General features: G+C 36.0%; 17 protein-coding genes. 14 read left to right on the top strand and 3 right to left on the bottom strand.

All coding sequences use genetic code 11. From position 1 onward, the window contains the following. Nucleotides 1-569: 569 nt before the first annotated feature. The 5 genes from ACQV18_RS03525 to selA all read left to right on the top strand — a co-directional run bounded on the left by ACQV18_RS03525 (nt 570) and on the right by selA (nt 5,938). On the top strand, nt 570-1,076 hold the full coding sequence (locus tag ACQV18_RS03525; RefSeq protein WP_428872807.1) for a hypothetical protein: 507 nt from the start codon (nt 570-572) through the stop codon (nt 1,074-1,076). Between the two features lie 198 nt (nt 1,077-1,274). Next, a complete protein-coding gene (gene selD, locus ACQV18_RS03530) occupies nt 1,275-2,252 on the top strand; it encodes a selenide, water dikinase SelD (RefSeq protein WP_428873009.1) in 978 nt (325 codons plus the stop codon). Nucleotides 2,253-2,274: 22 nt separating this feature from the next. Continuing rightward, nucleotides 2,275-2,613, top strand: coding sequence for a sulfurtransferase-like selenium metabolism protein YedF (gene yedF / locus ACQV18_RS03535; protein ID WP_428872808.1), 339 nt, complete (start codon nt 2,275-2,277; stop codon nt 2,611-2,613). Nucleotides 2,614-2,639: 26 nt separating this feature from the next. Then, nucleotides 2,640-4,553: a selenocysteine-specific translation elongation factor gene (gene selB, locus ACQV18_RS03540; RefSeq protein ID WP_428892586.1), complete on the top strand. Its 1,914-nt coding sequence runs from the start codon at nt 2,640-2,642 to the stop codon at nt 4,551-4,553. After that, a complete protein-coding gene (selA, locus tag ACQV18_RS03545) occupies nt 4,553-5,938 on the top strand; it encodes an L-seryl-tRNA(Sec) selenium transferase (protein ID WP_428892587.1) in 1,386 nt (461 codons plus the stop codon). Before selB ends, selA begins: the two co-directional genes overlap by 1 nt. Nucleotides 5,939-6,142: 204 nt before the next feature. On the opposite strand, the gene ACQV18_RS03550 is transcribed toward selA, so the two are convergent. Further along, nucleotides 6,143-7,387 (bottom strand): glycosyltransferase family 4 protein, encoded by a 1,245-nt coding sequence (locus ACQV18_RS03550; protein WP_428872811.1) that lies wholly within the window; start codon nt 7,385-7,387, stop codon nt 6,143-6,145. A 263-nt stretch (nt 7,388-7,650) separates the two neighbouring features. Here ACQV18_RS03550 and grdA point away from each other — a divergent pair, with 263 nt between their 5' ends. The 3 genes from grdA to grdD all read left to right on the top strand — a co-directional run bounded on the left by grdA (nt 7,651) and on the right by grdD (nt 10,990). After that, nucleotides 7,651-8,124 carry a glycine/sarcosine/betaine reductase complex selenoprotein A gene (gene grdA, locus ACQV18_RS03555; RefSeq protein WP_258435592.1) on the top strand — a complete coding sequence of 158 codons (474 nt, stop codon included), beginning with the start codon at nt 7,651-7,653 and terminating at the stop codon, nt 8,122-8,124. Between the two features lie 148 nt (nt 8,125-8,272). Further along, on the top strand, nt 8,273-9,820 hold the full coding sequence (grdC, locus tag ACQV18_RS03560; RefSeq protein ID WP_428875758.1) for a glycine/sarcosine/betaine reductase complex component C subunit beta: 1,548 nt from the start codon (nt 8,273-8,275) through the stop codon (nt 9,818-9,820). Nucleotides 9,821-9,835: 15 nt separating this feature from the next. Beyond that, nucleotides 9,836-10,990 carry a glycine/sarcosine/betaine reductase complex component C subunit alpha gene (gene grdD / locus ACQV18_RS03565; RefSeq protein ID WP_428874629.1) on the top strand — a complete coding sequence of 385 codons (1,155 nt, stop codon included), beginning with the start codon at nt 9,836-9,838 and terminating at the stop codon, nt 10,988-10,990. Between the two features lie 684 nt (nt 10,991-11,674). Here grdD and ACQV18_RS03570 read toward each other — a convergent pair. Next, nucleotides 11,675-12,205, bottom strand: a complete 531-nt coding sequence (locus ACQV18_RS03570) for a hypothetical protein (protein WP_428881684.1) — start codon at nt 12,203-12,205, stop codon at nt 11,675-11,677. Nucleotides 12,206-12,311: 106 nt separating this feature from the next. Then, a complete protein-coding gene (locus tag ACQV18_RS03575) occupies nt 12,312-12,539 on the bottom strand; it encodes a DUF3343 domain-containing protein (protein ID WP_428872815.1) in 228 nt (75 codons plus the stop codon). Between the two features lie 204 nt (nt 12,540-12,743). On the opposite strand from ACQV18_RS03575, the gene ACQV18_RS03580 reads away from it, so the two are divergent. The 6 genes from ACQV18_RS03580 to ACQV18_RS03605 all read left to right on the top strand — a co-directional run bounded on the left by ACQV18_RS03580 (nt 12,744) and on the right by ACQV18_RS03605 (nt 18,803). After that, the gene (locus ACQV18_RS03580) at nt 12,744-13,259 is read left to right on the top strand and encodes an SGNH/GDSL hydrolase family protein (protein ID WP_428892588.1); all 516 of its coding nucleotides are present in this window, start codon (nt 12,744-12,746) and stop codon (nt 13,257-13,259) included. 299 nt (nt 13,260-13,558) lie between these two features. Continuing rightward, nucleotides 13,559-13,957 carry a GrdX family protein gene (locus tag ACQV18_RS03585; RefSeq protein ID WP_428872818.1) on the top strand — a complete coding sequence of 133 codons (399 nt, stop codon included), beginning with the start codon at nt 13,559-13,561 and terminating at the stop codon, nt 13,955-13,957. Between the two features lie 36 nt (nt 13,958-13,993). Next, nucleotides 13,994-15,280 (top strand): glycine/sarcosine/betaine reductase component B subunit, encoded by a 1,287-nt coding sequence (locus ACQV18_RS03590; RefSeq protein ID WP_428872819.1) that lies wholly within the window; start codon nt 13,994-13,996, stop codon nt 15,278-15,280. A gap of 23 nt (nt 15,281-15,303) precedes the next feature. Beyond that, nucleotides 15,304-16,605, top strand: coding sequence for a glycine reductase complex selenoprotein B (gene grdB, locus ACQV18_RS03595; RefSeq protein ID WP_428874630.1), 1,302 nt, complete (start codon nt 15,304-15,306; stop codon nt 16,603-16,605). Nucleotides 16,606-17,306: 701 nt separating this feature from the next. Then, nucleotides 17,307-18,161, top strand: coding sequence for a glutathione S-transferase C-terminal domain-containing protein (locus ACQV18_RS03600; protein WP_428874631.1), 855 nt, complete (start codon nt 17,307-17,309; stop codon nt 18,159-18,161). Nucleotides 18,162-18,272: 111 nt separating this feature from the next. Further along, nucleotides 18,273-18,803: an NADPH-dependent FMN reductase gene (locus ACQV18_RS03605; protein ID WP_428872823.1), complete on the top strand. Its 531-nt coding sequence runs from the start codon at nt 18,273-18,275 to the stop codon at nt 18,801-18,803. Nucleotides 18,804-18,919: the final 116 nt, after the last annotated feature.

The following is an 18,919-nucleotide window of genomic DNA, read 5'->3' on the forward strand; positions in this document are numbered from 1 at the left end:
ACGTGTATCGGTGGTGAAGGTGCAGTAATTGGCGCACTGGCTAATACTGGTGAGACAGCCATCGGGTCAAGTAGTGGGACTTTAATACCATTAAGTGCAGATGTTCATTCTTTACCAGCCGTTTTAGCCGCAATAAAAAGCATCAAAAACTTTACTACAAGCTAAATCGACGACTGTTTCACCTAATTGAGGTTTAGCTTTCTCATGAGGATTGGCGAAACCCAACCTTATATTTGATTCCTCCGGTGCAAAAGCTATATTTTCAACAGATTATCCAATAGTCCGTCTTAATTTATTATTATCTAGCTGTGTTTTTATTTTTCTATAACAATCTCATGATAAAAGTCAGCGGCTGACTTTTTGATACGATTAGCAAGCATTTTTAGTAGGTGCTTATTTGATATCGGACTAGCTCCTTTTAAATAAAGTCTTTTTTATTATAAATCTAAATAAATAAAAAATCACATCTTTTGTTTATAAGTGAAAAGATGAGGCCAACCCCTTTGCAAAATGTAAAATTTGTGATATTGTGAACCTATACACATAACTAACTATATGGAGGTTTAATTATGAACGCAATTTTAGGTAAATTTGTTGAAGATGGATTATTTAACGAGAAAGTAGCAAACGCAATTGAAGAGGCTTTTGCAGAAAAATCTTCAGTAATTATTGCTGGACACCGCTCAACTGGATCTCGCCCTTTGATGGCTAACATCATGCAATTAGCTAAGAAAACGCATGATTCTGTTCAAGTTCGTAAAGCTGAAGATTTAGAAAAAGAAGGCGACTACTATTTAATCTTTGGAGCGCCAGCTGATCAAGTTGAAGATTTAGTTGCAGCAGCATTGAAAAAAGGTAAAGCAATCGTTACATTAAAAGAACCTGAAACACCAATCTCTATCATGAAGGTTATGAAATCAGTTCTCAAAGAAACTGAAGGCTTTGATCATAAAGCTTTACAAGTTTCACTTCGTAAAGATGGTGTAGGAGCAGACGCAACACCTTTCACTGACCGTGTAGACTTATACTATGTTAATGAAAAAGGTCGTGTTAAATCTGAAAAAGTTGAGTTCTAATCAAAATTTTAACTTAGCAGCACAAGTCAGACTTGTGCTGCTTTTATTATGAAAACTAATAAATCCAAGTTTTTGATTACTGAAAACAATAATTAAAAAGGCTATAATAGGACTATCATAAAAGGAAGTGGGGAGATATAAATGATAGATAAAGAAAAAATGAATGAATTAGAAATATGTGGTGGATGAAACGCTAAAATTGGACCAGGCAGTTTGTCTGAAATTTTAGAAGGATTACCCAAGCAATTTGATGGTAATTTACTAGTAGGTTATGATTCTAGTGATGATGCAGCAGTTTACCAAGTTTCACCGGATGTTGCAGTTATTCAAACAACTGATTTCTTCCCTTCAATGGTCAAAGATCCATATGTTTTTGGTCAAATATCAGCAACCAATGCTTTATCGGATGTTTATTCAATGGGAGGAAAAGTGATTACGGCACTCAACATAGTAGCTTATCCTGATGACAGTCAACCGCTCGAAAATTTAGCTGAAATTCTACGTGGGGGAGCTGAAAAAGTCTTAGAAGCTGGAGGAGTTCTAGCGGGAGGACATACGATTCGTCAATCCACACCGCTATATGGTTTAGCAGTAGCAGGAGTTGTGCATCCTGATAAAATAATTACCAACAATGGTGCAAAAGCTGGCGATGCTATCATTGCGACTAAAAAATTGGGAGTAGGCATTGTAACCACTGCACATAACAAAGGATTAATTGATGAAAAGGCTTTTGATGAAGCAATAGAATTAATGACAACTTTGAATAAGTATGCAGCTGAAGTCATGTTGGATTATCAAGCTACCGCATGTACAGATATAACTGGCTTTGGCATTTTAGGTCATTTGATGGAGATGTGTGATGAGCAGTTGACGGCAGAAATATTTGCCGATAAAATACCAATTATTGAAGGTGCCTACCAAGCAGCTAAAGAACATTTAACCACTGGTGGTGCCAAACGTAACCGCGCTCATTATGCTAAGAATATTGATTTTCAAATTGAGGATTCAACCATGGAGGAAGTGCTATTTGATCCACAGACCTCAGGAGGCTTATTAATAACAGTTCCTGAAGATCAGCTAGAAGCAATTTTAGTGGCTTATAAAGAAAAATCCATTCAAGCCGCTCATATTGGTTATATGGTTGAAAAAAAAGACAAGGCAATTGTGGTAAAATAAGTGAAGTTTAGGAGGAAATAATTTGACTGATTACATTGTAGTTATTGCAAGTGACAAACTAGGAGAAGGTAATAATGATCTAGGTCGTACACTAATTAAATCGTTTATTAGTGTATTAGCTCAAGAAGAAGAACTACCAAAAGAAATTTTATTATACAATGGTGGAGTAACCTTAGCAGCAGAAGGTGCTGACACCGTCGAAGATTTACAAACGCTCCTTGACAAAGGGGTTGCAGTTAAAGCTTGTGGGACTTGTGTTTCGTTCTACGAATTAAAAGACAAGCTTGCGGTCGGTGAAGAAACCAATATGCGCTATATTCTTGAACAATTAAGATCTTATGACCGAGTTGTAAGACCCTAGTTAGTTGATAAGAAAGGAATTACTTAATGAAAAATGTCGTTTTAGGAACGGCAGGCCATATTGATCATGGAAAGACCACGCTCATCAAAGCCTTAACAGGTATCGAAACAGATACTTCTAAGGAAGAGAAGCAGCGTGGCCTTTCTATCAATTTAGGCTTTGCTTATATTGATTTAAATAATGGGGAACGAGTTGGTATAGTAGATGTTCCCGGACACGAAAAGTTCATCAAAAACATGTTAGCAGGTGCGGCCGGTATTGATCTAGTAATGCTAGTGATTGATGTGAACGAAGGCATAATGCCGCAAACTAAAGAACATGTTTCTGTCCTTAACTTGTTAGGTATTAAAGATTTCATCATTGTCTTAACAAAGGTAGCTGATGCAGATGAAGAGCTTAAACTACTAGTTTACGAAGATATTCGTGAACAATTTGAAGGAACGCCATTGGAAGACGCACCTATCGTTGAAACGGACGCTATTTCAGGCATTGGTATTGAAAAAGTAAAGGCCTTACTGGCTGAAAAGGTTGAGAAGATTCAACGGGATAATGAATCCTTACCGGCACGCTTAAATGTTGATCGCGCTTTTTCTGTTAAAGGATTTGGGACTGTCGTAACAGGCACTCTAATTGATGGTTCTATTCGAGTAGGTGACGATTTAACGATTTATCCATCTGGCATACCAACTCGGATCCGTACAATTCAAATTCACGAACAAGATCAAGAAGAGGCGCATGCTGGCAATCGGACCGCTATCAACTTAACCAAGGTCGACCTTGATCAAATTGGTCGTGGCGATGTCCTAAGTGCAGCGCCTTTAGAGTCTTCATATATGTTGGACACCAAGGTGCAATGTCTTAAAGATGCCAGCCAACCGATGGAACTTTGGGATAGAGTACATGTGCATATTGGAACGCGTGAAGTTATTGGTAGACTTGTCCCTTTAGGCGTTGAAAAAGTTCAACCGGGACAGACAGCTTTTATGCAAATACGTTTAGAAGAACAAATTGCTGTAAAGAAAGGCGATCGTTTTATTTTAAGAAATTATTCACCTGTAATTACAATCGGAGGGGGCGAGGTTCTCGATCCTACCCCTAAGAAACATAAACGTTACAATCAAGATGTCATTGAGTCATTAGAAGTACTAGAATCAGGCACTATGTCAGATGTGTTATTGGATTTCTTATCCCATCGTTCTGCCGGCTTTACATCCATTAAAGAAATGGCTGACTATCTGAATGAAGAAATGCGTACGATTGAAGGATATGTGAAAGAGATGGTCGAAGCCGGCGACTTAATGAAATTTGGCCAGTTCTATATGGCCCGAGTTTCATTTGATGCCATTCAAAAAGAAATGGAAGAAACATTATCAGAATTTCACCAGGTGAATAATATGATTGCTGGTATGTCCTTAGAAGAATTCCGTTCACGCTTTAATAAAATTGCACCTAAGGAGCTGAATGCAATCATTCAAACCATAGTTGGTCAGGGCCACTTTGTAATTGAGGGCGATTTAATTCGCTTAGTTGACCACACGATTGCTATTACGCCAGCTCAAGCGAAAGCAAGAAAAGCTATTGAAGCAAAATTAGCTGAAACCCCTTTCGCACCGCCACTTTTTGAAGAAGTGGTTGGTAAAGATAAAAACATGCGAGAAGTTTATAGGTTGATGCGTAAACAAAATGAATTTTACCGTTTGGATAAGCAAACTGAGATTCACGTTTCTTACTATAATGAGGCGCTCAAAAGGTTGAGAGATTTCCTTAAAGAACATGATACAATTGCCTTGGCAGATTTTAGAAACCTTTTAGGAACCAGTCGTAAATACACTCTCTTACTGTTAGAGGATTTCGATAAGCGTGGGATAACCATAAGAAATGAGGATGTACGTGTAATGAACCCTAAATATCTGCAAAAGATTGAGGAGGCTTTCATTTAATGAAACATTTATTATCATCACTACCAAAAGTTGATAGAGTTCTACAAGATGAACGTATTAGAAAATGGACCGAAAAATTAGATCCAGCTTATGTTAAAGAAAGTATTCAAAAACAAATTGACTTTATCAGGCAAGGTGTCTTAAGTGGGGAGATTACTGAGGCTAGTTCATTAGAGTTTGAAAGTGTGATAAAACATATTGAAGAAGCTTTAGCTAAAAGACTGAATCCCTCTCTTAAACCAGTAATTAATGCCACCGGAACAGTTTTACATACCAATTTAGGACGGGCGCCTTTATCTCAAACAGTTATTGATGCTCTTGTTGATTTAGGGCCCAATTACTCTAACTTAGAGTATGATTTAGAAGAGGGCAGACGTGGCTCTAGATACACTCACTTAAAAGATGTATTGAAACAAATAACAGGTGCAGAGGATGCGTTAGTAGTTAATAATAATGCTGCAGCAGTACTTTTAATGCTTTCAGCCCTAACAGAAGCTAAAGAAGTGGTTATATCTCGTGGTGAGTTGGTTGAAATTGGCGGCTCATTTAGGATACCTGATGTGATAACCCGTGGAGGAGCCCTGCTCCATGAAGTAGGATCTACTAACAAAACACACCTTAGTGATTATAAAGCTGCTATCAATGAAGAGACCGGAGCTTTATTAAGAGTCCATACATCCAATTATCATTTAGTTGGCTTTACTGAAAAAGTGGATGATCAAGAACTAGTAGACTTGGCTCATGAACACAGTCTTCTTGCATTAAACGATTTAGGTTCAGGCCTATTTATGGATATGCAAACATTTGGTCTGCCTTATGAACCAACGGTTCAAGAAGCCATTCAAGCGGGATACGATGTAGTAACTTTCTCTGGCGATAAGTTACTAGGTGGGCCGCAAGCAGGGGTTATAGTTGGTAAAAAAGAATTGTTAGATAAGATGCGTGCCCACCCATTAACTCGTGCCTTACGAACTGACAAGCTAACGCTTGCAGCCTTGGAAGTGACCATGCGACAATATTTAAATCCAGAACTGGCCTTTAGCAAAATACCAGTCTTACAAATGATTAGCCAAGATCGTGAACAATTACTTAAAAAGGCTCAAAAATTCCAACAAGCCATTGGGGAATTAGCCGGTTCTTGGCAAGTAGATTTGATAGAAGGACAATCGCAAGTAGGGGGAGGATCATACCCTGGATCAACACTATCAACCGTCTTGGTTCAAGTCGACCACCGAAAGTTGTCGGCAAGTCAAATTGAATCTTACCTAAGGAGTCAAGATAAGCCAGTTATAGCACGTGTTCAGCAAAATCATGTACAATTTGATGTTCGCACACTTTCTTTAGCAGACATGGAGCAAATCATTAGTTATTTAAAACAATTGTAAATAAAAGAATAAGGTTTAAGATTGAAGACCAAGAGGCGACAACATAAATTACGCCAACACCCAGTAAAAATCTGTCCCCGCTGTGGTAACAGTGTTAGGGACGGATTTTTGTCATGTATAATAAAAAGAAAACGGGTGATTTCCATGACGTCAGTCAATGCAGACAGTAAACATTTGAAGGGTTTTTGCCTGCAGTCTTAAAGTTTATGCTTTATCTTTTTCTTTAAATAAGAAGTTTATGCAATGATATTGTTTATCTATTAAACGTTCCCATGAGTATTGCATTATTAAATCATATATATGAGGATCGATGGCTTGTTGCGACTGTAATCGATTTATTTGTAAAATAATAGATTGACTTAAGTTTGCAATAAATTCTGGGATATCTTCTTGATGTGCTTTATCTTGGTCAACAATGCGTGGAAGCGGAACATATTCAATCCATTGAGATTGGTTAATCTCATCAGCTAAGAAATTCTTTAAAGGGGCTAATTCAGAAACTACTGTACGCAAACCACAAGCCATGGCTTCTAAACAAATAGTTGCTAAACCTTCATAATATGATGGCAGAATAAAAATATCAGATTTTTTCATCCAACTGGCTAATTCTAATTGAGGAAGTGCTGAAAGAAAGTGAATATCTTCTATTCCATAAGAAGAGACAATTGTTTTTAATTCTTTAATTTCACTAGGATCGCCGTTACCAATTAGTAACAGTTGGCTTTGAGGAAAAGATTTTTTGACTTTTTCAAAAGCTAGAACTAATTCAAAGACACCCTTAGAACGAGTGATTTTACCAGCATAGATTAAATTTATTGAAGACTGCTTGGACTTTCGTGAACCTTCTAGATTAAAAATGGCAGAATTAAAACCATTGCCGGTAACTATAATTTTTTCAGCATCAATTTGAAACTCCTCGATTAAATTGTCACGATCATCTTGAGTTAAAGAGAAAATCAAAGCCAGTCGGTTCATATTACCCAAATAGCGTGTTTTTAAATGAGGGTGGCGTCTAGCTTGCCGAATATCCGTCCCATGACTGATACCAATCACCGGAATTTCAGGAAAAGTATCTAGCACCAAAGAAGTTAAGTACCAAAGATGATGGGTTAAGATAATATCCGGTTGAAATTCTTCTTTTGCTTGCATTAATCTTTTAATAAAAGCTTGTTGCCATTGTTCAGTCTGCTGATCTGTTAATTGAGAATAAATAGAATTTTGATAAGGCATCACATCTGACATACCGACAATTGAGAAGGGGAGTTCATTGGATTGGAAATGAACAGGGTAACAATTATCTGTTTGCAATAATTCTTTAAAAGGGGGTTGAGTGGCGTAGATAATGCCATTATCTATGCCTTTATCTTTTAAGCCCGTGATTAAATTTTGAAAATAAATGCCAGAACCTGTTTGAGCAGGTAGCTGGGCTAAAACATGTAAGACCTTCATGGAAAAACCTCCTAAATCTGTCATTATTATAGCTTAAAATTGATACACATGCTTATTAAAAAATTATTTATTATAAATTTAAATAAATGCTTAAAGCTTGCTGTTAAAGTGTTTTTGGAGGGTGGATTTAGTGAATAATGAATAAAACGTAATCGTTTATAAATTGGTTTGACAAATATGAAAGCTAGGGTTATACTACAGTCATAGTAGTGATATATTGTTGTTGCGAACATTTTATTTCGAATATCTTAGGAGGTAACATTATGTCAATGGATAATAAAAAATTATTGATCATTGGAGACCGTGACGGTATTCCAGGACAAGCAATCGAAGCTAGTTTAGAAGGTAAACCAGTTGAGATTTTAATGTCATCAACAGAGTGCTTCGTTTGAACGGCTGCAGGAGCCATGGATTTGGAAAACCAACGTCGTATTAAAGAAGCTGCTGAAAAACACGGTGCAGAAAATCTTGTTGTAATCTTAGGTGGGGCTGAAGCAGAATCTGCTGGTCTAGCAGCTGAAACAGTTACCAACGGAGACCCAACTTATGCGGGTGCTTTAACAAACACACCTCTAGGTTTAGCTGTATACCATGCAACTGAACCTGAGTTCAAAGAATACGCTGATCCAGACATTTACGATGAACAAATCGGTATGATGGAAATGGTATTAGATGTTGATTCAATCGCTGAAGAAATGAAATCAATTCGCGATCAATTTTCTAAATATTCAGTATAATTTTTAAAAATTATATCTAAAAGGAGGGCCAGTAAAAGCAGTTTGCTTATGCTGGCTTTTTTATTCAGAGAGTTCTAAAGACTTGCTTTTTTAACAGATATGTGAAATAATATACAATATAAACTAACCATAAAAAAGGAGAATGCAAATGACTCTTCCAGTATTGAAAGGTGCAGCTTATACTCTAGCACATACACCTAATATGTTAATTCATAATGGTACGACTCAAACCACTGAGCGCATCACCACTCCAGATTCTGAATATCTTAAGAATCTAGATAAACATTTACGTAGTTACGAAGAGGTTCTAACAGACCCTAATAACCAAACGTATATTAATAATATGCATTATTCTGAATTGAAAAAAATTGAAGAACCACGTTTCAAAACTAAAGCTGAAGGTGGACGTTACTCAAAACGTGGCGAAATTATGCCAGAGATTGAATTTTACGGACTACTTTCAATCGTAGACGTATTTGACTTAGTATATCTTGAAGAAGGATTTGCTGCTAAGGTAAAAGAAGTTATGGCAGAAAATGAAATCTTTAAAGATGATGTGGACAAGATTAAAAACACCGAATCGGCTGAATGGTTACAAAAACATATCGATGAGTATGAAGCTGAGGGACTATATTATGAAGGTGAATTAGTCGGCGTGGTTTCACGTGCCCACGATATTGACCCTAACTTAAATGCTCATATCATGCTAGAAAACTTAGTTAACAAAGCTTCAGGTGTTTTATCTTTACGCCACTTATTACGAGATACTGAAGATATCAATGCTGAAGACATTGAATATGTGATTGAGGCATCAGAAGAAGCAATCGGCGACATGAACCAGCGTGGTGGGGGTAACATGGCTAAAGCTATTGCAGAGCTTTGCGGTCTAAAAAATGCTTCAGGATCTGACTTACGTGCTTTCTGTGGGGCACCAACACATGCCTTGATCAGTGCAGCTTCATTAGTAAGAGCTGGAACATATAAAGCAGTAGCGGTTGTTGCCGGAGGTTCTACTGCTAAATTAGGTATGAATGGTAAATCTCATTATGAAAAAGATATGCCATTATTAGAGGATTCAGTAGCTGGTGTGGCCTACTTAATTTCTCAAAACGATGGAAAGAGCCCAGTGATCCGTACAGATGTTACTGGACGTCATACTGTTTCATCTGGTTCTTCACCTCAAGCGGTTATGACTGCTTTGGTAGGAGATCCTTTAGATAAAGCAGGCTTAACTATTCCAGATGTTGATATTTTCTCAGTTGAAATGCAAAACCCAGATATTACTAAATCTGCTGGTGCTGGAGATGTGCCAACTGCTAACCTTAAGATGATTGGTGCGGTAGGAGTATTACGTAAAGAATTAGAACGTGCTGATTTAGCTAACTTTGTTGCAGAAAAAGGAATTCCTGGTTGGGCACCAACTCAAGGTCATATTCCTTCAGGAGCTCCTTACCTAGGATTCGCTTATGACGATATGACAAGTGATTCAGGTATTAATCGGGCAATGATCGTTGGTAAGGGTTCATTATTCTTAGGACGTATGACTAACTTATTTGACGGGGTATCAATAATTATTGAACGTAACTCAGGAGAAGTTGAAACAGCTGTTGACGGCGACTTGAAAGAAGTTGTTAAAGCAGAAGTTGCTAAGGCATTACGCCAATTTGCTGAAAACTTTTCATCAGAAGAAGAATAGAGGTGAGCAATACGCATGTCTAACCAAGTGAATCAAGCAATTAAAGATGTTATAAACGAATTAGCTCATACGTTAGAGAGCGGTCAAGTTGGACCATCTATTAAGATTGGTCTAACCATCAATGGCTCTGAACTAGGGTTTGATGTTATGCGTGAAGCAGCTGCTCTGGCAAAATCAGAAGGTCTATTTGAAGTCGTTCTGATTGGTGAAAAATTAGACTGGACTGAAGAATACGAACATTATGAAGCTAATGATGAATCAGCGGTTGAAGAAACGCTTGAAAAATTATTAAATGATGGAACTATTCATGGGGCAGTAACACTTCACCATACATTCCCGATTGGTGTATCAACTGTAGGCCGTGTAATTTCACCTGCTTTAGGGCGTGAAATGTTCATTGCTACAACTACTGGTACTACAGCTACTGTCCGTACAGAAGCAATGGTCTTAAACGCTATTAATGGTATCGCAGTGGCTAAAGCCAAAGGAATTCAAAACCCAACAGTTGGAATTGTGAACGTTGACGGAGCTAATACTGTTGAACGTGCTTTAAGACAATTACAAGAAAAAGGCTATGATATTACATTTGGCGAGTCTGCTCGTTCAGATGGTGGCGTAGTTTTACGTGGTAATGACTTGTTATTGGGTTCTGCAGACGTAATGGTTTGTGATTCTTTAACAGGTAATATCTTAATGAAACTATTCGGATCATACACTTCAGGTGGTACTTACGAAACAACTGGATTCGGATATGGTCCAGGTGTTGGAGATGGATACGACCATATTATTAATATCGTATCACGTGCTTCAGGAGCACCTGTTATTGCCAATGCATTAAAATATGCTTTCCAAATGGCTAAAGGTAAATTAACGACTGTAGCTAAGCAAGAATATGAATCTGCTAAAAAAGCAGGTCTTAAGGATGTTCGTGAAGGACTTCAACCTAAGGCTACTGTAGCTGAGGAAGAAATTAAAGCACCAGCTAAAGAAGTAGTTACAGCTCAAATTAACGGAATTGATGTATTAGACCTTGAAGATGCTGTTAAAGCATTATGGAAAGAAGGTATTTACGCTGAATCAGGGATGGGATGTTCAGGTCCTATCGTAATGATTAGTGGCGCAAATGCTAAGAAAGCCAATGAAATTGTTAAAGAAAAAGGTTATATGTAAACACTTTACATAAGTAATTAAAACGGGACTGAGCAAAAAGTCCTAAAAACAGTGGCGAATCATTAAACATGAGATTCGCCACTGCTTTTGTCGTTTAATGAATAAGAATAGTGAATAACAAGCCCAAAATGTCGGGAAGTTTGTAAATAATGGGGTGATTGTGTGAGATTCATAGTCATTGTAAGGAGACTCCGGTCATTTATTATCCCTTTTCTCCCTTGAGCTTTATTCTTCGCACAATAAAATTGCGACCAAATACTATCTCAGCATCAAACTAGGATTGAGCGTAAATGTTAGGAATGCTAATCAGCATCGGCTTCTAGCTTCGTGCCATCAGTAAATAAACTTTATCTTGGAAGAGATGGTGGTCATTTAAGACGAAAGTACCGACTGATTAATGGCGCTTCCTGATCCATAGGAATATCAAAGTTTAAATGAAGTAGAATAATATATTTAGCTACGGTTTAATTTTTATCCATAAAAGCCCCTTTTTATCGGCATCCTAGCTGTTAATTACTATTATGTATAGTATGCAAGAATTATTATTTTAATCAAAACAGCAAAAATCAGCGAGCCTAAGCACTCTGGCTCGCTGATTTTTATGTAGTATTGAGGAGTTTTAGCCCAGTCTCCCAGACTGAAGCCAGGGTCTCGATTAAGTTATCCTCAAATGAGGTTTAAGCTTTATTCGAGTAATTCTTTAAGTTTTTCTTCTAAATAGTCCTTAAGCTTTTTACCTTCTATGAGTACCGTTTCGAAATCTGTGAAATCAATACCAAGTTTGAAGAAATTAATTGTCAGTGTATCACCATCAATTTGATCCACGATGTCGTATGCAGGAACAAAATTAATTTTTATTTCTTCATACTTTGTGTCTCCTGAAAAAGTTTCTTTCATTTCATCGACATTTAAAGTTTTAACAGTAGGGAGGGTGAGTTCGACATTTCCAGGATCATCAGCAAAGAATTTGTTGGATTGATAGAATTCTAATTCTTTCTTAGTTGCTTCATTGACTGGTTCATAGTTAATAACGGCCGATAAAACTTTTCTTACTGAGTTTGAATCGAATCCCTCAGTATAGATAACTTCCATTTCTGGACGATTAGCTATATCTAAAAAGTAAGAATCGGTTAATTTTTCACGACGAGCAGCTGTTTGCCAAAAGAAGTCCATTAATTCGATGGTTTCAAAATTAATTTTAATCGTTTTTAACATGTTCATTCTCCTTAATTAACAATTTACACCCATAATTATAACAGATATAAGAACTGAATAAATAGCTGATACTAGAAAATAGATATACTTTGTAAAAAATCTGAAGCTATAAGATTTCTACTTGTTTCAAATTTATATTATTTTTTTCAGCAACCGTTAGTAACACTTCCTTTAAATGAGGTTCAGATCTCCAAGACATTCCACAACCTGCTGAAAGTTCTCGAGGAATCATAACCAGACGACCTTTAATATTAGCGGCTTTAAATTGTGCTTCAGCAGCTATGGCATCAGTTGTAGAATCAAATGTTAAATACAAATATTTATTTTTAGTCATATTAAACCTTCTTTCTAAAACAATAAGATAGCTTAATGTTTCTAACTGATATTAATTATAATGGATAATTATTTATAATTCTAACAATTTAAGTTAAATAATACTAATAAACCCATAAACATGTGATCTTGTTCACAAAATTATAATGATGTTATAATAAGATTATATGAATCGGTAACTTAGGAAATTCAAAATGGAGGAAATATGAAAAAGCTTATATTTTTAGGACATTCTATTCTCTCATTTTATAAGAAAGAAAGTATGGGAGACTGGAAGATTATTAACGTATCTCAACAAGGTATTATTGCTAAAGAGGGCCTGCAGATGGCTAAAAAAAGTGCTAATGAATTAGTTGAAAGTGATGCAGTTCTTATTATGTTTGGAATTAATGAACTTTATTATCAAATGAAAAAAGAGTCTATTATTACCTATTTGACACAATTATTAGTTTTTATTAGTGAATTGAACCCTAAAATAAGAATAGTCCTTTCTGAAATTATTCAAACCGATGAAACCGAAAGGCTAAAACCAGAAAAAATCACTTGGGTAAATCAAGAACTTAGAAAACTATCAAAAAGATTTCAAATAAAATTATTAACATGGGAACGAGTTTATGACTCAAACGGTAAGATTTCGGATAGATATACTATTGATGGTATCCACTTAACGAAAGAAGGCTATGCAATTTTTGAAGATAACTTACTCCAATTGTTAAATTAGAGTCTAAATCACTCACATTTTACCAGTTATCTATTCCAATATATTGTTCACTAATCTAATAAATTTTTTTAAACTTGTTAGAGTTTTAGGTGATTTTTATATTTATTTTATAAACAGAACACATTTGGAAAATATACTTTATTGGGGAATTTTGTTGTAAATTTTTTTTGTTTTTGTTATAATGTTCACAAGAACTAAGGAGAGTGCGGCCAAGTTTTGGCTTTGTTCTTAACATTTAGAAAAGTCCGATGTAATCGTTCTTAGTTAAATGGCAAGCACTGGCGTCTAGAGGTGAAACCATGAAAATCATATCGAATAATCCAAAAGTGAATGAAACTATCGACCAATGTCCAATCATTTTTATTGATGGGGACTATGGTGATGTTCTTTATGAGACTAAAAAGCTCGTTATTAATGAACATTATGTGTTGTTGACTCATCCACTGAGTGGTTCAATCAAACCGAACGAAACTTTCTACAAATCAATAATTATCACTACTACTAAACAATCACAAATCGATCTAGAAAGTCTCGAGATAATTGAACAAGCCATCGCAGTTTATGAAAAATTCATCAAGGACCGAGCAACTCCAAATTGGCTAGATTCAGTCTTGGAGGATTTTGCTACGATCGATTTAGATTTAATGGAGAGTACCCTTCAGCGTATTCATTTTTCACCAGAATTACGCTTTAACTAACTCCTGAATTTAGAAAATAACAATAGAGGTGATTGAATGAAACTTGAATTAGGTAAAATTCAAATTAACGATGTAAAACTTGCAGATTCATCTAAAGTAGAAGGCAATGTTTTATACATCAATGAAGAAGAAATTAAAAATATCGTTTTAGAAGACGATCATATTGCTAATGTTTCAATCGAAATTGCAAAACCTGGTGAGTCAGTACGTATTACACCTATTAAAGATGTTATTGAGCCACGTGGTAAAGTAGATTCAACATCAGAAGTTTTCCCAGGTGTAGTCAGCAAAGTTGATCGCGTTGGGGAAGGCCGTACTCATGTATTAAAAGGTTGTGCGGTCGCTACAGTTGGTAAAATTGTAGGATTTCAAGAAGGTATTGTTGATATGCAAGGGCCTGGTGCTGAATTAACACCATTCTCCCAATTAATCAACATCTGTTTAGTGGTTGAGCCAGCTGAAGGTGTAAAAACATACGCTTATGAGCAAGCAGTTCGTGAAGCTGGATTGAAGGTTGCTAAGCATTTAGGAACATTAGCTGCAGCAACAGAAGCAGACGAAGTGGTAACTTATGAAACAAAACCACTATTGGAACAAATTTCAGAATATCCTGATCTTCCAAAAGTTGGTTATGTATATATGTTACAAACTCAAGGGTTATTACATGATACTTATGTTTATGGAACTGATGCTAAGCATATTGTTCCTTCAATTTTATATCCTACAGAAGTAATGGATGGAGCAGTTATTTCTGGTAACTGTGTGTCTGCATGTGATAAGAATACTACTTACCACCACTTAAACAATCCGATCATTGAGGATCTTTATGAGCGTCATGGTAAAGATATCAACTTTATGGGAGTTATCATCACAAACGAAGCTGTATATTTAAATGATAAGAAACGTTCATCTGATTGGACATCTAAATTATGTTCATTCCTAGGTTTAGATGGTGTAATTGTTTCTCAAGAAGGATTCGGTAACCCTGATACTGACTTGATCATGAATACTAAGAAGATTGAAGCTGAAGGCGTTAAAACAGTAATTGTTACTGATGAGTACGCTGGACGCGATGGAGCTTCTCAAGGATTAGCAGACGCTGATAAATCTGCAAACGCAGTTGTAACAGGTGGAAATGCCAATGAAGTAGTTGTTTTACCTCCAATGGATAAAGTTATCGGAACATTAGATTATGTTGATACAATTGCCGGCGGATTTGACGGAAGCTTACGTGAAAATGGCGAAATTGAAGTTGAAATTCAAGCAATTACTGGTGCTACAAACGAATTAGGCTTCAACAAACGCACAGCTCGTGGCGTATAATTATTAAATAAGGAGGTAAAACCATGACAAAAAAACGTGTAGTTCATTACATTAATCAATTCTACGCTGGTATCGGTGGAGAAGAAAAAGCTGATACAAAACCATTCAAACAAGATGGTGTTGTAGGACCAGGTGTTGGAATCAATGGTGCAATTGCTGAAAATGGAGAAATCGTTGGAACTGTGGTATGTGGTGACTCATACTTTAATGAAAATACAGATGCTATTAATGAAGTAATTGAAATGATTAAGTCATTCGAACCAGATTTAGTAATCACTGGACCTGCATTTAACGCTGGACGATACGGTGTAGCTGCTGGAGCTGTTGCAACTGCAGTTATGCAAGAATTGAATGTACCAGCTGTTGCCGGTATGTATGAAGAGAACCCTGGTGTTGACATGTATAAGAAAGTTCCTTACATTGTTAAGACTGGTAACTCTGCTGCAACAATGCGTAAAGCAATTCCTGCAATTGCAAATGTTGTTAACAAAATCTTGACAGACCAAGAATTAGACCCAATTACTGACGAATACTTTGAGCGTCACCGTAAAAACTTCTTTACAGAAGATCGCGGTTCTAAACGTGCAGTGGATATGTTAGTTAAGAAATTAGCTGGTGAAGAATTCACTACTGAATTCCCAATGCCTGATTTTGATAATGTAGAACCAGGAAAAGCAATTAAAGACTTAACCAAAGCTAAAATTGCGATTGTTACTTCAGGTGGTATTGTTCCATTTGGTAACCCTGACCATATTGAATCCTCTTCAGCTTCTAAATATGGTCGTTATGACATTTCTGGTGTTGAAGACCTTAAAGAAGGCGAATATGAAACAGCTCACGGTGGTTATGACCCGGTTTATGCTAATCAAGATTCAGATCGTGTTATTCCAGTGGATGTTTTACGTGAAAAAGAACGTAATGGAGAAATTGGCGAATTACATAACTATTTCTATACTACTGTAGGTAATGGTACTTCAGTTGCATCATCAAAAGCATTTGCTTCTGAAATTGCTAAGGACTTAGTAGACCATAATGTAGATGCAGTTATTCTAACCTCCACTTGAGGTACTTGTACTCGTTGCGGAGCAACAATGGTAAAAGAAATCGAAAAAACAGGTTTACCTGTAGTACATATGGCAACTGTAACACCTATCTCATTAACAGTAGGTGCTAACCGTATCGTTCCTGCAATTGCTATTCCTCACCCACTAGGTAATCCTTCATTATCAATGGAAGAAGAATACAAATTACGCACTCACTTAGTAGACAAAGCTTTGAAAGCTTTAACTACCGAAGTTACAGAACAAACTGTTTTTGAAGACTAATTAATCTTCATTATAAAGGGGCTAGGATAAAAGGTTTTCTCAGTCGCCTCAAAACTTACAGCGAGCCTAGATTGGAAAGTTACTTTCCAATCTAGGCTCGCTGCTTTGCGTATTTACGTAGATTATAGAACCGAAAAAGTCCGATTAACGATTGTATCGTTGACCGGACTTTTTTTAAGGCTTTTGTCCCAACCCTTTTTTGAAACAATAGGAGTTATGAGGATTTTAATAGATGCTTGTCCTGTGAAGGCTGAAGCCATTCAAATAGCTCAGCTTATAAGATTAAGGTCTTTGTTATAACGACAATAGATTATTTTCAAATAGAATATATGATTCTGATTTGTTAGAGACCATCTATATTGAAGCAGCTGCAGATACGATTAATTATTTTTTCCCAATGCTAAAAAGCTAATATTATAATTACTCAAGATTATGGCATAACTTCTTTATTATTTTCAAAATATCGCGTGAATTATCATTCTGACAGATTATATATTGAATATAATAGAGAACATCTTTTCTTCAAAAGACATTTAGGACAAAATGCGGAAAGCTGGTAAAAGAATCAAGGGGCCTAGCAAGTATAATCCAATGGATTGTAAAGAATTTATTTATAATCTTGCCAATTTAATTACGAATAGTGAGCATTAAATTCTAAAGAAGAGTAAGAGACTGCTATAATGAGACAAAGGAGTGATTTTATGCCAAAAGTATATAAAGAAGATTTTGCTTATCCAGTAGAAGCAAATCGTTATCGTCTTGTGTTTAGTTTTCCATGTCCTTATGCTCAAAGGGCTGATATTGCTAGAAGATTACTAGGTTTGGATAAAGTAGTTAGTCTAGCTATCGCTAGTCCAATAAAAACTAGTAAAGTATGGGATTTTTCTAATGAAACTGGAGGCAAAGATGCGATTTTAGAAGTTGAATATGTTTCGGAACTTTATAAAAATACTGATCCAGAATATGAGGGTCCTTTTTCTGTACCTGCATTAATTGATATTAAAACTAAGACAGTGGTTAACTCTGAGTCACTAGATATTTTAAGAGACTTTACAACCCGTTTTAAACCTTTTCATGCTGACAATGCTCCAGATCTTTATCCAGAAAATTTGAGATCAGAGATTGATAGTTGGATCCAAAAAATAATTGATGAAGTATTGGGAGGAGCAAATCGTGCGGGATATACTCGCTCTCAAGAAGAATTTGATCAAAATGCAGAGGCTTACTTTAAAGTATTAGCCGAGTTAGATCAACATTTCGCTGAGAATCAGTTTTTATTAGGTGATCAATTGACTGAAGCCGATTTAATATTATATACCCCTTTAATCCGTCATGATTTACTTTATATGCCAATCTATGGCTTATTCCATCATTCATTGCGCGATTACCCTAATTTATGGCGCTATATGAAACAACTTTATCAAATGCCAGCCTTCAAAGCCACTACTAGCTTTAGAGACTATCAAATTGGACAATATTCTGGAAGAACAGGACGTATTTTTTTCCGCAGAGAAGTAGTTCCAATGCTACCAGATCTTTCACATTGGGAGAAATAAAATATAAAAAAATTAACTATTCCTCTTGCTTTTATTCCGAATTCGAGATAAAATACATATGTTCAGTAAATTAACTACTAGAACAAATACATATAAAAAGGATGATTAAATATGACTAAACTAGGTGTAATTGTAGGATCAACTCGGAAAAATTCTTTTTCTAAACAATGGGCAGATAATATTGTGACTTTATACCCTGAGGGAACAGAAGTAGAGTTTTTAGATATTGCAAACTTACCTCTTTATAACCAAGATTTGGATGAAAATTCACCACAAGCCTACACTGATTTCCGTGAAGCAGTGAAACGCCAAGATCTGATTTTATTCGTAACTCCAGAGCATAACCGTACAATCTCAGCAGCATTAAAAAATGCATTAGACGTTGCTTCTCGTCCATGGGGACAATCTGTATGGAATGGCAAACCAGCTTTAATTGCGTCCCATTCAATTTCTGCTATGGGTGGCTCAATAGCCAATAAAGATTTGGTTAAGATTCTTTCATTTTTAAATATGCCAACAGTGGGACAACCTGAGGTTATGTTACCAAGTTCAGCTAATTTATTGAACGATGGTAAAGCTCCTCAAGATACCTTAGACTTCTTACAAACAGCTGTAGATGCACACTTAAATTTATTAAAATAAGTTCGTTTTTCGAATTATAAAGTATGAAGGATAGTAGTGATTGACTAATATGACTAATTACAGTATACTTAATTGAGTAGAGAGTAATAAAATATTTAAAAGCTTAATTCATTATC

The organism is Facklamia sp. P9177 (assembly GCF_050409585.1).
Classification (GTDB): Bacteria; Bacillota; Bacilli; order Lactobacillales; family Aerococcaceae; genus Facklamia.